Raw genomic sequence first — 13,475 nt, 5'->3', positions numbered from 1 at the left:
CAGGTAGGTGAGATGACGTCGAACGGCCAGTCGGGGGCGACTGTTCCTTCCATCGGGCTCAATGACGAGAACACCATGCCGGCGCTCGGCCTCGGTGTCGGGGAACTCTCGGATTCCGAAACCGAGCACGCTGTCTCGACGGCGCTGGAGCTCGGGTACCGGCTGATCGACACCGCCGCGGTGTACGGCAACGAAGCGGCGGTGGGGCGTGCCATCGCCAAGTCCGGCATTCCGCGGGCCGAGGTGTTCGTCACCACCAAGCTGGCGGTCGCCGATCAAGGATTCCAGTCATCACAGGACGCGTTGAAGGCCAGCCTGGAACGGCTGGGCTTGGATTATGTGGACCTGTACCTCATCCACTGGCCGTACGCCGAAGGCGGTAAGTACGTCGACAGTTTCGGCGGACTGATGCGGCTGCAGGCCGACGGCTTCGCCAAGTCCATCGGTGTCTGCAACTTCACCGCCGAGCACCTGTCGAACATCGTCGACCTGGCGTTCTTCACCCCCGCGGTCAACCAGATCGAGCTTCACCCGCTGCTCAACCAGGCTGCGTTGCGCGCCGTCAATGCCGACTACGGCATCGTCACCGAGGCCTACAGCCCACTGGGGATCGGCAAGGTGCTGGCTAATCCGGCGGTGACGTCGATCGCCGCGTCGTACGACAAGTCGCCGGCACAGGTGCTGATCCGGTGGAACCTGCAACTGGGCAATGTCGTCATTCCGCGGTCGTCATCGGCCGAACGCATCGCCGAGAACCTCGACGTCTTCGACTTCGAGCTCAGCACCGGTGACATGGACACCTTGAACGGCCTCGACGAGGGCACCCGGTTCCGGCCGGACCCGGAAACCTACACGGGCCCCTGAACATTTCGGCCCACCCCTCCACGCAGTACGACGCCATCGCGGCCGAGTACGCGGAGGCCTTCGGCGGCGCGCGCCACCCGTTCGACCGAAAACTGCTGTGCGACTTCGCCAGTGGGCTGGCTGGGCCGGTGATCGACGTGGGCTGCGGCCCTGGCTACGCGGCGGCCGAACTGGCGGCGGCGGGCCTGGACGTGCTGGGCGTCGACCGATCGGGCGCCATGATCGACATCGCCCGCGGCCGCTGCCCGCAGGCCCGATTCACCGTGGCCGACATGTTCATGTTGCCGGTACCGGACTCATCGTGTGCGGCGGTGTGCGGTTGGTACTCGATCGTGCACACCCCGGCTGCCGAGCTCCCCCGGCTGTTCGGCGAGTTCCGCCGGGTGCTCACCGACACGGGCCGGGTGGTGTTGGCATTCCAGACTGGCGCTCCGACATTGGAATTGACTTCCGCGTTCGGACACGACGTGGATCTGCGGTTCCTTCGCCACGACGTCGAAGCGGTGGTGCGCGCGCTGAGCGGCGCCGGTTTCACCCCACGGTGGCAGCACATCCGCGCCCGGAACGTCGCGGCCCGGGAGACGGCGGATCAGGCCTTTGTCCTCGCGCGGGTTCAGCCCGCCGGGCAGGTTTCCGCGCCCTCGCGCAGCGCCGCCGCCGAGGCCTCGTCGATGGTCAGCGCGTAACCGCGCAGCACCTCGACGAACTGGACCGCGTACTGGCAGTGGAACGCCGAGTTCGGTGGCATCCAGACCGCGGGTTCGCTGTCGCCTTTGTCCTGGTTCGCCCCGCCGGCCACGGCCAGCAGATTGGCGGGGTCGTTGGCGAACCGCAGCCGCATGGCGTCGGTCCAGTTGCGCGCCCCCATGTCCCACGCCAACGCCAACGGCACGATGTGGTCGATCTGCACCGACGCACCGATCTGGTTGCCGCGGGTGAAGGCGACGACGGCGTTGGTGTACGGGTCGTGCAGGGTGCCGGTGGCCACCGCCGTCGGACAGCGTTTGATGTCGGTGTAGGTCTTCTCGACGAGATCGCGTTGCAGGATGTCGTTTCGGGTGTCGCAGCCGTTGCGGCCCCCCGGGGCGTCGTTGTCGTCATCCCATGCTTCTCCGAACGCATCCCTGCGGTAATCGTTGACTCGTATCCTGGTGGGCACCACCATGATTCCGGCCAGCACATCGGATCCGGGCGCCACCGTGGGGATATCGGCCTGGGCGACGGAAGCACCGTCGGCGCTCTCCGAGACCACCTGATAGGCGACGATCACCGACAGCACGGCCATCAGGGCCAGCCACAGCTGCGTGGAGCGCTTCACGACTTCTCCATGTAGGCGATGCGCTCCTGAGTGAAATACTCGGCCAGCCTCGCCAGCCCGGGATCGGTGGGCATCTGCGGGTAGACCAGTTCGCAGAAGGCGCGGGCTTCCTCGATGATCTCGCGGTGCTTGTTCAATGACAGGAATCGCAGATGAAGGGAGCGGCCGGACTGGTTCTGGCCCAGCACGTCGCCCTCGCGGCGTTCCTCGAGATCGAGATCGGCCAACTCGAAACCGTCCAGGGTGGAGGCCACCGCTTTGAGGCGCCGCCCCGCGTTCGACGATTCGGGGAACTGCGTCACCAGTAGACACAGGCTGGGGTGGCTACCGCGCCCGATGCGGCCACGCAATTGATGCAGCTGGCTGATCCCGAAGCGGTCGGCATCAGCCACCACCATCATCGTCGAGTTCGGGACATCCACACCCACTTCGATGACCGTGGTGGACACCAGCACATCGATGTCCCCGGCCTTGAAGGCCGTCATCACCGCATCCTTCTCGTCCGCCTCGAGCTTGCCGTGCATCAGCCCGACCCGCAGATCCTTCAACGGACCGGTACGCAGGAATTCGTAGAGGATGGTGACGGGAATCGGGCGCGGGCCCTTCTCCTCGGTGACGGTGTCCTCGATCCGCGACGCCACCACATAGGCCTGCCGGCCGGCCTGCACCTCCTCGACGATCCGCTGCCACGCACGGTCCAGCCACTTCTTGTTCTGGCCGGTGAACACGGTGGTGGTGCTGATGGGCTGCCGGCCCCGTGGGAGTTCGCGCAGGGTCGACGTTTCCAGATCTCCGTAGACGGTGAGGGCCATGGTTCGCGGGATCGGCGTTGCCGTCATCACCAGCAAGTGCGGAGTCAGTCCGTCGGGGGCCTTGGCGCGCAACTGATCTCGCTGTTCCACGCCGAAGCGGTGCTGTTCGTCCACCACCACCAGACCCAGCCGCTGGAACTCGACCGCGTCCTGCAACAGGGCGTGTGTACCGACCACGATCCCGGCGTCGCCGGCGGCGATCTCCTCGCGGATCTGTCGCTTGCGGGCGGCCGAGACCGATCCTGTCAACAGCGCCACCCGGGTACCTGCTTCGTCCCCGCCGAGTTCGCCCGCCGTGGCGAGCGGGCCCAGCACCTCACGGATCCCCCGGGCATGTTGGGTGGCAAGCACTTCCGTGGGCGCCAGCAGCGCGCACTGATAGCCGGCGTCGATCATCTGCAGCATGCACAGCACCGAGACGATGGTCTTGCCCGAGCCCACCTCACCTTGCAGCATCCGGTTCATCGGATGACTGGCCGAGAGTTCATCGGAGATCACCGACAAGACCTCGCCCTGACCGGCGGTCAGCTCGAAGGGCATCTGGCCGAGCATCCGGTCGCGAATCCCGCCGGGCACGAGGGGGGCCGGCGGACCCGGCCGGCGTATTTCGCTGTGCCTGCGCGCCACCAGCGCCCACTGCATTCCCACCGCCTCGTCGAACGTCAACCGTTCGATGGCCCGCTCACGCTCGTTCGTGTTCTCCGACAGGTGGATCGCGCGCAAGGCCGCGTCCTCGGACATCAGGTCGCGCCGTCGCACGAAGGATTCCGGGAACGGATCGGGTACCGGATCGAGGACCTCGAGCACCTGGCGCACACAGGCGTAGATGTCCCAGCTCTGCATCTTGGCGCTGGCCGGATAGATGGGGAAGAACTCCCGCTCGAACACCGAGAAGTCCAGCTCACCGTCATCACCCCGGGCCGCCAGGGCCTTGAGGTTCTTGCTGCCCCGCAGCCGGCCCGTGGGCGAGTCGAGCACCAGGTGCGCGGGATGGGTGAGTTGCATCTGGTTGCGGAAAAACCCTATCTCGCCGGAGATCATCAGCCGAGTGCCTTCCACCAGACTGTGTTTCAGGTATTTCGCGTTGAAGAACGTGGCGGTGACCGGGCGGTCGGCCAGTGTCACCACCATCATCTCGCGTTTGGGCGACCGATTGGTCCAACGTAGATCGACCTTGGCGATGGTGTCCACGAAGGTGACGTGTTCACCCGCCTCCAGGGGTTCGTCCTTGTCCCCCACCATGGTTGCCCCCTTGTTGTACTTGCGGGGGTAGTAGCGCACCAGGTCGTTGACGGTGCGGACGCCGAAAACCTCGTCGAGTTTGGCCGCCGCCTTCTTGCCGATGATGAAGTCGAGCGGATCAGTCAACGCGGCCATCTCACTCCACTCCGATGATCACGACGTCACCGGCGTGGCCGGTCTGATAGCTGACGAGTTCGGTACCGGGATGGTGCAGGTGCACGTGGGCGGACAGCGCCGTGCTGACTGCCGGAGTCACCCCGTCACCCAGCAGCACCGTCACCAGCTCCCCGCCAACGCCCAGCATCAGGTCGATCAAACCCCTTGCGGCAGCGGTGATGTCGTGACGTACCACCAACACCTCCCCACCGATGATGCCCAGGCCGTCGCCTACCCGGCACGGGCCGGCCCACGTCAGCGCCGCTTCTTCTGCCACCCGCACCGAGCCGTATCGGGTGGCTCCCGCCGCGGCGGCCATGGTGTAGCCGTCGTCGACGGCCCGGCGGGCGGGGTCGTGCACCGCCAATGCGGCCAGCCCGTGCACCATCGAACTGGTGGGCACCGGAACCACATCGATACCCCAGCTGATCGCCGCTGTGCACCCCGCCACCAGCTCCTCGGCCGCGACATACCCGTTGGGCAGCACCATCACTTGCGCTGCGCCCGTGTCGATCACCGCCCGCACCAATTGCCGGGCATCGACGGCTGCACCGTCGGCCGGGTCAGGGCGCAGCACCGTCGCACCTTCGCCGGCGAACAGCTCGGCGGCGCCATCGCCGTCCACGACCGCCAGGACTGCGCGCCCGACGCTGAAAGCACCCGGGGCCGGTTTGGCGGCCCCGGAGGGCAGCACCGAGATCTGGATCCGACTGGCGGCGCCGTATTCGAGCCCGGCTTCGATCGCCGCGCCCGCGTCGTCGGTGTGGATGTGTACCGAGAAACCGCCACCGGGCAGTGCTTCCGCCAGTGCCACCGAGTCGCCGAGTGCCTCCAGGCGGGCACGCAATTGGTCGACCGCGCCGGCCGGGCAGCCGGTGAGCAGGTACATCACCTCGAATTGCGGTGGCCCCTGAGGAGCCGGCCGCGGTGGTGCCGTCTTGTCGGGCCTCGGTTCGTAGGCCGGGCGTACCGGCGCGTGCGCGCTGACGGTGGTGCGCAGCGCGTCCAGCAGCACCACCAGACCGCGGCCACCGGAATCCACCACGCCGGCTTCGGCCAGCACCGTCAACTGATCCGGCGTCTTCTCCAATGCCACCACGGCCGCGTCCCCGGCGGCGGCCACCGCATCACCGAGGGTGCCGCCTTCGGCGGTGCTGTGTTCGGCCGCAGTGGCCGCTGCCTGCAGCACGGAGACGATGGTTCCCGGAACCACGTCACCGCCCAGCGAGGAGGCGACCAGCCCGACCGCGTGCCGCAGCGCCGCGGCAAGCACGGCCGCGTCGATCTCGAGGAGCCGTCCACCGGCGTCCGCGGCCGCCGTGACATCGGCGATGCCACGCAAGATCTGCGACAGGATCATCCCGGAGTTCCCCCGCGCGCCATGCACCGCGCCGCGTGCCAGACAGGACGCCACCTGCGCCACCTCGGCGGGGCCGGCTTCGACGGTCGGCGCGGTGGCTTCCGCCAGGGCCGCACGCATGGTGAACAGCATGTTGGTGCCGGTGTCGGCGTCGGCTACCGGGAACACGTTGAGCCGGTTGATCTCGTCAGCGTGAGAGATCAACTCTCCGACGCACGTGTGCGCCCACGACAGCAGCGCGGCGCCGTCGAGCCGACGATCCGCCATGACCCTCCTTCTACCCGCCCGCCACCCAACCGCCTACCCGACCGCCTACCCGCGCCCACCACCGCGTGCGGGCGCTAGCCTAATCAGTGCCGACGACAGCGACCGTCGAAAACAACCCGGCGAGGTGGGGCTGTGGGCAGCGTTTTGGCGATCGCCGCGTGGCTCGGTATTCTGTTCAGGTTGTCGGGTCACCCGCACCGCGGTTGCTGGCCCCGTTATTCGATCTTGGATGAGGAGTTCTACATGGCTGCCGTGTGCGATATCTGCGGGAAGGGCCCCGGTTTCGGTAAGTCGGTGTCGCACTCCCATCGCCGGACCAGCCGTCGGTGGGATCCGAACATCCAGTCGGTGAACGCCGTCACCCGTCCCGGTGGCAACAAGAAGCGCATCAACGCCTGCACCTCGTGCATCAAGGCCGGCAAGGTCGTCAAGCAGGGCTGAACGCTTCTCTGCGGCCCAATATTCCGCAGATGACGGGTTAATTGAATTCATTCGTGGGGTAATCGAGAGGCATGACCTCACGTAAGCTCTCGTCCCGAACCATCGCCCTGACCGGCGCTGCTTTCGCGGCAGCGGCGATGATCACCGTCGGAGTCGCCTCCGCCGAGCCGACTCCGACTCCGGGGCCCGAGCCGGTACCCACGTTGACACCGACGACCACGACCATCGTGCCGCCGCCGGACTACTACCCCAACGAAACCGGTGGTGGTGACGACTCCTCCGAGGACTCGTCGAGCGGTTCGTGATCCGGCCCCCTTTGCACAGCAAGGCGCCGCACCCACTGGGTGCGGCGCCTTGCTGTGCGCAGTCGACTACGGCAGGCGCCAGTCGACGGGCACCGCACCCATCTCGGTCAGCAAGGTGTTGGCCCGGCTGAACGGACGCGACCCGAAGAACCCGCGCGAGGCCGACAGCGGCGACGGGTGCGGCGATTCGATGGCCACACACTCCGGCCCGAGCATCGGCTTCAGGGTGGAGGCATCGCGACCCCAGAGAATGGCCACCAGCGGAGTGGATCGCTGCACCAGCGCGCGAATGGCGCACTCCGTGACGGCTTCCCAGCCCTTGCCGCGGTGTGAGGCCGGTGTGCCCGGCCGCACGGTCAGCACCCTGTTGAGCAGCATCACGCCCTGCTGCGACCACGGGGTGAGGTCGCCGGTGGTCGGAGCCGGATAGCCCAGATCGGCGGTGTACTCGGTGAAGATGTTCGCCAGGCTGCGCGGCAGCGGCCGGACCTCCGGGGCCACCGAGAAACTCAGCCCGATCGCGTGTCCGGGGGTGGGATAGGGATCCTGGCCGACGATCAGCACCCGCACCGCTTCGAACGGAAAAGTGAAGGCGCGCAACACGTTCGGGCCCGCAGGCAGGTATCCCCTGCCCTCGGCGATCTCGGCACGCAGGAACTCCCCCATGCGCGCCACCTGATCGCGTACCGGGGCCAGCGCCTGCGCCCAGCCGTCGTCAACGAGTTCATCCAAAGGGCGCGCGGTCACGCCGACAAACTAGCAATCGCCGGCGAAGGACTCCCAGCCCGCGGCTCCGGACCACTCCTGCCCGTCGACAAGCACCCGCTCCGGGCCGGCGCCGTCACGCTGCCGCACCGCTCCGATCACCCGCCAACCCGCGGGCACCTCGCCCGGAAAACAGGCCACCAGAGCGTGATCCTCACCACCGCCGAGCACCCACGCGCGGGCGTCGGCACCGACGTCCTCGGCGGCGGGCTTCAGGATCGCCCACTCGGCCCGCAGCGCTTCAGCGGACAGATCGATGTCGACACCGGACATCTGCGCGATGTGGCGAAGATCGGCGACCAGCCCATCGGAGGTATCGGTCATCGCCGTGGCGCCGGCGCGCGCGGCGACCGGGCCCTGGCCGTACGGCGGCACCGGCGAGCGGTGGCGGTCGCGGAACTCGTCGTAGTCGTCGACCCCCGCGGCCAGCAGTGCGTATCCGGCTGCGGAGACACCCAGGTCGCCGACCACGGCCACCACCGCTCCGGGGCGCGCGCCACCGCGGGTGACCGGAGCACGGCCGCCGAGGTCGCCGAAGACGGTCACCGAGATCACCCAGTGCGGGCTGGACACCAGGTCACCGCCGATGATCGGCGCGCCGGCACGGCCGGCCTCCGCCCACATGCCGTCGGCGATCTCGACGGCCTGGTCGACCGGGGTCGACGCCGGAGCGCCGAACGCGACGACGAAGCCCGTCACCGTCGCGCCCATGGCCTCGATGTCAGCGGCGTTCTGCGCGATCGCCTTGCAGCCCACCTGATGCGGCGACGACCAGTCCAGGCGGAAGTGCCGTCCCTCCACCAGCATGTCGGTGGAGACCACCACACGGCCGTCGGGCGCGGCCAACACCGCAGCGTCGTCACCGGGTCCGAGCTGCAGACTCTCCGGATACGGCCGGCCCGCGGTCAACCGTTCGATGACCGCGAACTCCCCCAGCTCGCCCAACGTCTGCCGACCCGGTTCATCCACACTCGTCCCGCTCTCGCCTGCTCTGAACGCACGCTCGACCTGCGGTACGTTGAGTCCCAACTTCGAGGCAGGAGATTACCGGGTGGCCGAGGCGTTCATGCTGATCCAGACCGAGGTGGGCCGCGCCGAGGTCGTCGCCAAGCAGGTGGCAGCGCTGCCCGGTGTGGTGTGCTCGGAGTACGTGACGGGCCCCTACGACGTGGTGGTCCGGGTCGGAGCCGACGACGACGAGGCCGTGCAGGGCATCGTGGGCGCGGTACAGCAGGTCGAAGGAATCACCCGCACGCTGACGTGCCCGATCGCCGGGACGTCCCACTAGATCGTGGCCGCTCGGAACTGATGTCGGAAATCGAACGCGACGGCCCACCCAGAGGTGCGCTGATCGCTGCTCTGGTCCTCGCCGTCGCCGCTGTGGTCGCGGTGTTGGCGATCGCGGCCACGCGCACACCCGAACCCACCCCGGTGGCGATCGCGGCGGCCCCTGCGCCGCAGGCCGACGGCCCCGACTGCGGCAGGCTGATGGCCGCTGTCCCGGATCAGCTCGGGGATTACCGGCGGGCCACCGCGGTGGAACCGGTGCCACCCGGCGCCGCTGCCTGGCAGGACGAACCGGGCGGCGAGCCGGTGATCCTGCGCTGCGGGCTGGACCGGCCCGCCGACTTTGTGGTGGGCGCCCCCCTGCAGGTGGTCGACGCCGTGCAATGGTTTCGAGTCACCGATCCGTCCGGCACGCTCACCACCTGGTTCGCCGTGGACCGTCCGGTGTACGTCGCGTTGACCTTGCCGTCCGGTTCCGGCCCCACCCCGATCCAGGAACTGTCCAGAGCCATCGAGAAGACCCTGCCCGCCAGAGCGCTCGACCCGGGGCCGCCGCGTTAGCCGCGTTCAGCGCAGACCGGTACCGCGCGCCAACGCCGTCTCGACCATCGCGGTCAGCAGCGTCGCATAATCCACTCCGCTGGCCGCCCACATCCGCGGATACATCGAGATGGTGGTGAAGCCGGGCATGGTGTTGATCTCGTTGAGCACCGGACCACTGTCGGTCAGGAAGAAGTCCACCCGCGCCAATCCCTGGCAGTCGATCGCCTGGAACGCCCGGATGGCGAGCTGCCGGATCTCGTCGGCCACCTCGTCGTCGACCTTGGCGGGCACGTCGAGCTCGGCGGCATCATCGAGGTACTTCGTGGCGAAGTCGTAGAAGCCGTCTTCGCGGCCGCGCACCCCCGCGACCCGGATCTCGCCGACCGTGCTGGCTTCGATCCTGCCGTCGGGCAGTTCGAGCACACCGCATTCCAGCTCGCGGCCGACCACCGCGGCCTCGACGATCACCTTGGGATCGTGCTGTCGGGCGGCGGCGATGGCGTCGTCGAGTTGGTCCCAGGTGGTCACCCGGCTCACACCGATGGACGAGCCACCCCGAGCGGGTTTGACGAACACCGGCAGGCCGAGCCGCTCACGTTGCTCGGGCTCGAGGGTGCGCTGCCTGGGCCGCAACACCACCTGGTCGCCGATGGGGAGGCCTTCGGCGGCCAGCAGCTTCTTGGTGAACTCCTTGTCCATGCCTGCGGCACTGGCCAGCACGCCGGCTCCGACGTACGGCACCCCCGCGAGTTCCAGCAGCCCCTGGATCGTGCCGTCTTCGCCGTAGGGCCCGTGCAGCACCGGGAACACCACGTCGACGGTAGCCAGGATCGCACCGGCCCCCTGGCCGAGTGACACCAGCTCACCGCTGCGTCGCGGGTCGGTGGCCAGCGCGAGCGCCTGCCCGGACCCGTCGGTCACCTCCGGGAGCTTGCCGTCGGCGATCGCCAGGCTGGCGGGGGTGGCCGAACTCAGCACCCAGGAGCCGTCCGCAGTGATGCCGACCGGAACGGCCTCATACCGTTCGGGGTCGAGATTGCGCAGGATGCTGCCCGCCGACACACAGGAAATGGCGTGCTCGCTGCTTCGACCGCCGAAGACGACGGCGACGCGGATGCGACCGGTTGGTTCCGAGGGGGCAGTCACAACCTGGAGACGCTACCGCCCCCGGACCCACCGAAGCGATCCGAGAGGTCAACCGAGCGCATGTGCGAAATCGGCGAGGACGTCGTCGGTGTCCTCGATACCGAGGGAGATCCGGGCGAAGCCGGGGCTCACCGGGTCCCCCCACCGGGCGCGGCGATCCACCGAGGTGTGGATACCGCCGAAGCTCGTCGCGGCGACCATCAGCCGGCTTCGCCGCACCAACGTGTCGACCGCGGCGGCGTCGGCGAGCTCCACCGACACCAGTCCACCGAACTTGGCCATCTGCTGCGAGGCCACCGCGTGCGCCGGATCGGACGGCAACCCGGGGTAACGGACCGATCGCACCGCCGGGTGCTCGTCGAGCATGTGCGCCAGGGCCAGCGCGCTCTGGTTCTGCCGCTCGATGCGCAGACCCGCACTGCCGAGGCTGCGGATCAGCAACCACGCTTCGAAGGCGCCCAGGATCGGGCCGGCCAGCAGCCGTTCCCGCTCGACGGCGGCCATCAGTTCGGGGTCGTCTCCGGCGACGTAGCCGGCCAGCAGGTCACTGTGCCCGGACAGTGCTTTGGTGGCACTGGCCACCACCAGATCGGCACCCAGCGCCAAGGGCTGCTGTCCCAGCGGGGTCGCGGTGGTGTTGTCGACCAGCAGCCGGGCACCGCGGCCACGACACACATGCACCAGCTGGTGCAGATCCACGACATCGAGGCCTGGGTTGGCCGGAGTCTCGGCCACCACCACATCGGCGTCAGCGGCCGCCTCACAGATCTCGCTGCAGCGCGCTTCCCGAACGGTGACACCAAGCGGCGCAAGGTATTCCGAGGCATACGCGCGGACCTGGTAGTAGCCGTCCGCGGGCACCACCAGAACCGTCCCCGGCCGGGAGAGCACCCGCAGCGCGGCAGTGACCGCGGCCATCCCCGACCCGAACACCAGAGCCGCCGCAGCACCTTCCAACTGCGCGAGCGCCGATTCCGCCTGACGCCACGTGGGGTTGGTGGCGCGGCCGTAGGAGTCCAGGCCTTCTCCGGCGTCCGGTGCCAGATGGTAGGTGGCCGCCGACACCGGTGACGGCGCCACCGGTTGTCCCGGAACATGTTGTGAGCTCACTGCTTTCACGCTGCGCGTGGACGCGCCGAATTCGTCGGTCATACCTCTCACTCCGGTTTGGTGCTGCGGCCCAACAGCAGCGCGACGGCCTCGAACACCGACAGACCCCGGTGACAGACCCGGTGCACCGCGTCGGTCAGGGGCATCTCGACGTCGTAACTGGACGCCAGCGCCAGCACCGACTCACACGAGGTGACGCCCTCGGCGACATGTCCGCCGCCGGCGCGCTGCGCCTCTTCCAGAGTCTGCCCGCGGCCCAGACGCTCACCGAAGGCCCGGTTGCGCGAGCGCGGTGACGAGCAGGTTGCGACCAGATCGCCGACTCCGGCCAGCCCGGCCAGGGTGGCACCCTTGGCACCCAGGGCGATACCGAGTCGCATGATCTCGGCGAGACCCCGGGTGATGATCGCCGCCGCGGTGTTCTCCCCCAGTCCGACACCGGCGGCCATTCCGCAGGCCAACGCGATGACGTTCTTACAGGCGCCACCGATTTCGGTGCCGATGACATCGGCATTGGTGTACGGGCGGAAGTAGCGGGTGTTCAGCGAGCGTTGCAGCGTCACGGCACGACCCGAGTCCTGGCAGGCGATCACCGTCGCCGCGGGTTGTTCGGCGGCGATCTCGGCGGCCAGGTTGGGACCCGACAGCACCGCGACCTGACTCGGGTCCACCCCGGTGACCTGGATGATCACCTGACTCATCCGCATGAGTGTGCCCAATTCGATGCCCTTGGCGAGACTGACCAGCGTCGCGCCCCGCTCCAGGGCGGGTGTCCAGGTCTCCAGATTGGCCCGCAACTGTTGAGAAGGAGTGGCCAACAACACAGTGGTCACCCCGTGTAGCGCCTCCTTCGCGTCGGTGGTCGCCCTGATCCGGGCGGGCAGTTCGACGCCCCCCAGGTACTCGCTGTTGCGGTGAGTGCGGTTGATCTCGTCGGCGACGGCGTCGCGGCGGGCCCACAACCGCACCTCACTGCCCGTATCGGCCAGCACCTTGGCCAGCGCCGTCCCCCAGGCGCCAGCGCCCATCACCGTTGCGGTGCCCACCGTGCCGGTCATACCTCGTTGAACCCCTTAATGATGGGACCGGCCCAGCGTCGCCCTCGTCCCGCGGCCGGTCCGTCGATCATGGAACCGCAACTACCTTGCGCCATCCTGCCAGCACCGCTGGCAGGATGGTCGACATGAGTGTCAGGCAGTCGGCGGGACCGGTACGAGCCGGGCTGATCATCGCGGTCAAACGGCTCAGTGCCGCCAAGACCCGACTCGCCCCCGCGTTGTCCGCCGAGGCGCGCGAGCAGCTGGTTCTGGCCATGCTGCTCGACACCATCGCGGCCGCCCAACAAGTATCAGCGGTGGCCTCGGTCACCGTGGTCACCCCTGACGAGACCGCGGCGGCTGCCGCCGCGCGGCTGGGGGCCGGGGCGCTCGACGACCCGACACCGCCCGGTGATCCCGACCCGCTGAACAGCGCCCTGCGCGCGGGCGAGGAGCTGGTCCGCAGGACCACCCCCAATGTCTTTGTCCTGCAAGGGGATCTTCCGGCTCTGACACCGCATGAGCTCGGTGAGGCCATCGCCGCCGCCCAAGCCTATCCGCGCAGTTTCGTCGCCGACCGGCACGGCGGCGGTACCTCCGCACTGTTCGCGTTCGGCGTCCCACTCGACCCTCATTTCGGCGCCGATTCCGCTGTGCTGCACCGTAATTCAGGTGCCATCGAGCTCGCCGGGTCGTGGCCGGGATTGCGCTGCGACATCGACACCCCCGACGACCTGTTGGCGGCGCGGAGGTTGACGGTCGGGCCCGCCACCCGCGAGGCCACCGCCAAGGCCGTCGGCCGGTGCTAGCGACGGCCATCGC

Annotated in this window: 15 protein-coding genes; 7 read left to right on the top strand and 8 right to left on the bottom strand. The window is 68.6% G+C overall.

Features of this window, described 5'->3' with window-relative positions; all coding sequences use genetic code 11:
• Positions 1–12: 12 nt before the first annotated feature.
• Together NL241_RS13295 and NL241_RS13290 are read left to right on the top strand one after the other, a co-directional pair.
• Positions 13–864 (top strand): aldo/keto reductase, encoded by an 852-nt coding sequence (locus NL241_RS13295; protein ID WP_494397784.1) that lies wholly within the window; start codon positions 13–15, stop codon positions 862–864.
• 128 nt (positions 865–992) lie between these two features.
• On the top strand, positions 993–1,550 hold the full coding sequence (locus NL241_RS13290) for a class I SAM-dependent DNA methyltransferase (RefSeq protein ID WP_494397783.1): 558 nt from the start codon (positions 993–995) through the stop codon (positions 1,548–1,550).
• On the opposite strand, the gene NL241_RS13285 is transcribed toward NL241_RS13290, so the two are convergent.
• Genes NL241_RS13285 through NL241_RS13275 form a run of 3 tightly spaced genes read right to left on the bottom strand, consistent with a single transcriptional unit; the run spans position 1,478 to position 6,019 of the window.
• Positions 1,478–2,149 (bottom strand): HNH endonuclease family protein, encoded by a 672-nt coding sequence (locus NL241_RS13285; RefSeq protein ID WP_487689390.1) that lies wholly within the window; start codon positions 2,147–2,149, stop codon positions 1,478–1,480. The two genes, NL241_RS13290 and NL241_RS13285, sit on opposite strands and share 73 nt — an antisense overlap.
• Positions 2,150–2,178: 29 nt before the next feature.
• Entirely contained in the window at positions 2,179–4,371 is a 2,193-nt protein-coding gene (gene recG / locus NL241_RS13280) for an ATP-dependent DNA helicase RecG (protein WP_494397782.1), read from the bottom strand.
• A gap of 1 nt (position 4,372) precedes the next feature.
• A complete protein-coding gene (locus tag NL241_RS13275; protein ID WP_494397781.1) occupies positions 4,373–6,019 on the bottom strand; it encodes a fatty acid kinase ATP-binding subunit FakA in 1,647 nt (548 codons plus the stop codon).
• A gap of 243 nt (positions 6,020–6,262) precedes the next feature.
• Between NL241_RS13275 and rpmB the strand changes: the two genes are divergently transcribed.
• A complete protein-coding gene (gene rpmB / locus NL241_RS13270; protein WP_068916327.1) occupies positions 6,263–6,460 on the top strand; it encodes a 50S ribosomal protein L28 in 198 nt (65 codons plus the stop codon).
• Positions 6,461–6,531: 71 nt separating this feature from the next.
• Positions 6,532–6,765: a hypothetical protein gene (locus NL241_RS13265; RefSeq protein ID WP_487689115.1), complete on the top strand. Its 234-nt coding sequence runs from the start codon at positions 6,532–6,534 to the stop codon at positions 6,763–6,765.
• Positions 6,766–6,831: 66 nt separating this feature from the next.
• On the opposite strand, the gene NL241_RS13260 is transcribed toward NL241_RS13265, so the two are convergent.
• Both NL241_RS13260 and NL241_RS13255 read right to left on the bottom strand, forming a co-directional pair.
• Complete coding sequence (locus tag NL241_RS13260) at positions 6,832–7,512, bottom strand: uracil-DNA glycosylase (protein ID WP_494397780.1); 681 nt, start codon at positions 7,510–7,512, stop codon at positions 6,832–6,834.
• Between the two features lie 9 nt (positions 7,513–7,521).
• Positions 7,522–8,499 carry a thiamine-phosphate kinase gene (locus tag NL241_RS13255; protein WP_494397779.1) on the bottom strand — a complete coding sequence of 326 codons (978 nt, stop codon included), beginning with the start codon at positions 8,497–8,499 and terminating at the stop codon, positions 7,522–7,524.
• Between the two features lie 82 nt (positions 8,500–8,581).
• Here NL241_RS13255 and NL241_RS13250 point away from each other — a divergent pair, with 82 nt between their 5' ends.
• Both NL241_RS13250 and NL241_RS13245 read left to right on the top strand, forming a co-directional pair.
• Positions 8,582–8,818: an Lrp/AsnC ligand binding domain-containing protein gene (locus NL241_RS13250; RefSeq protein ID WP_487689110.1), complete on the top strand. Its 237-nt coding sequence runs from the start codon at positions 8,582–8,584 to the stop codon at positions 8,816–8,818.
• Positions 8,819–8,838: 20 nt separating this feature from the next.
• Complete coding sequence (locus NL241_RS13245) at positions 8,839–9,378, top strand: DUF3515 domain-containing protein (protein WP_487689108.1); 540 nt, start codon at positions 8,839–8,841, stop codon at positions 9,376–9,378.
• Between the two features lie 6 nt (positions 9,379–9,384).
• Here the strand turns inward: NL241_RS13245 and NL241_RS13240 are convergent, their stop codons facing one another.
• The 3 genes from NL241_RS13240 to NL241_RS13230 are packed head-to-tail and all read right to left on the bottom strand — an operon-like array spanning position 9,385 to position 12,674.
• Positions 9,385–10,506 carry a D-alanine--D-alanine ligase family protein gene (locus NL241_RS13240; RefSeq protein WP_487689106.1) on the bottom strand — a complete coding sequence of 374 codons (1,122 nt, stop codon included), beginning with the start codon at positions 10,504–10,506 and terminating at the stop codon, positions 9,385–9,387.
• A 48-nt stretch (positions 10,507–10,554) separates the two neighbouring features.
• Positions 10,555–11,658 (bottom strand): cystathionine gamma-lyase, encoded by a 1,104-nt coding sequence (locus tag NL241_RS13235; RefSeq protein ID WP_494397778.1) that lies wholly within the window; start codon positions 11,656–11,658, stop codon positions 10,555–10,557.
• Between the two features lie 5 nt (positions 11,659–11,663).
• Entirely contained in the window at positions 11,664–12,674 is a 1,011-nt protein-coding gene (locus NL241_RS13230; RefSeq protein ID WP_487689102.1) for an NAD(P)H-dependent glycerol-3-phosphate dehydrogenase, read from the bottom strand.
• Between the two features lie 125 nt (positions 12,675–12,799).
• On the opposite strand from NL241_RS13230, the gene cofC reads away from it, so the two are divergent.
• Positions 12,800–13,462: a 2-phospho-L-lactate guanylyltransferase gene (gene cofC / locus NL241_RS13225; RefSeq protein ID WP_487689100.1), complete on the top strand. Its 663-nt coding sequence runs from the start codon at positions 12,800–12,802 to the stop codon at positions 13,460–13,462.
• Positions 13,463–13,475: the final 13 nt, after the last annotated feature.

The sequence above is a fragment of the Mycolicibacterium sp. SMGY-1XX genome (genome assembly GCF_059132455.1).
The sequence above is the reverse complement of the archived record's forward strand: the minus strand, read 5'-3'. Positions and strand labels throughout refer to the sequence as shown.

Coding starts and splice junctions, on each gene's coding strand:
- NL241_RS13275 (WP_494397781.1), bottom strand. CDS start 6,019: ATGGCGGATCGTCGGCTCGACGGCGCCGCGCTGCTGTCGTGGGCGCAC.
- NL241_RS13235 (WP_494397778.1), bottom strand. CDS start 11,658: ATGACCGACGAATTCGGCGCGTCCACGCGCAGCGTGAAAGCAGTGAGC.
- NL241_RS13285 (WP_487689390.1), bottom strand. CDS start 2,149: ATGGCCGTGCTGTCGGTGATCGTCGCCTATCAGGTGGTCTCGGAGAGC.
- cofC (WP_487689100.1), top strand. CDS start 12,800: ATGAGTGTCAGGCAGTCGGCGGGACCGGTACGAGCCGGGCTGATCATC.
- NL241_RS13245 (WP_487689108.1), top strand. CDS start 8,839: ATGTCGGAAATCGAACGCGACGGCCCACCCAGAGGTGCGCTGATCGCT.
- NL241_RS13295 (WP_494397784.1), top strand. CDS start 13: ATGACGTCGAACGGCCAGTCGGGGGCGACTGTTCCTTCCATCGGGCTC.
- NL241_RS13265 (WP_487689115.1), top strand. CDS start 6,532: ATGACCTCACGTAAGCTCTCGTCCCGAACCATCGCCCTGACCGGCGCT.
- NL241_RS13230 (WP_487689102.1), bottom strand. CDS start 12,674: ATGACCGGCACGGTGGGCACCGCAACGGTGATGGGCGCTGGCGCCTGG.
- recG (WP_494397782.1), bottom strand. CDS start 4,371: ATGGCCGCGTTGACTGATCCGCTCGACTTCATCATCGGCAAGAAGGCG.
- rpmB (WP_068916327.1), top strand. CDS start 6,263: ATGGCTGCCGTGTGCGATATCTGCGGGAAGGGCCCCGGTTTCGGTAAG.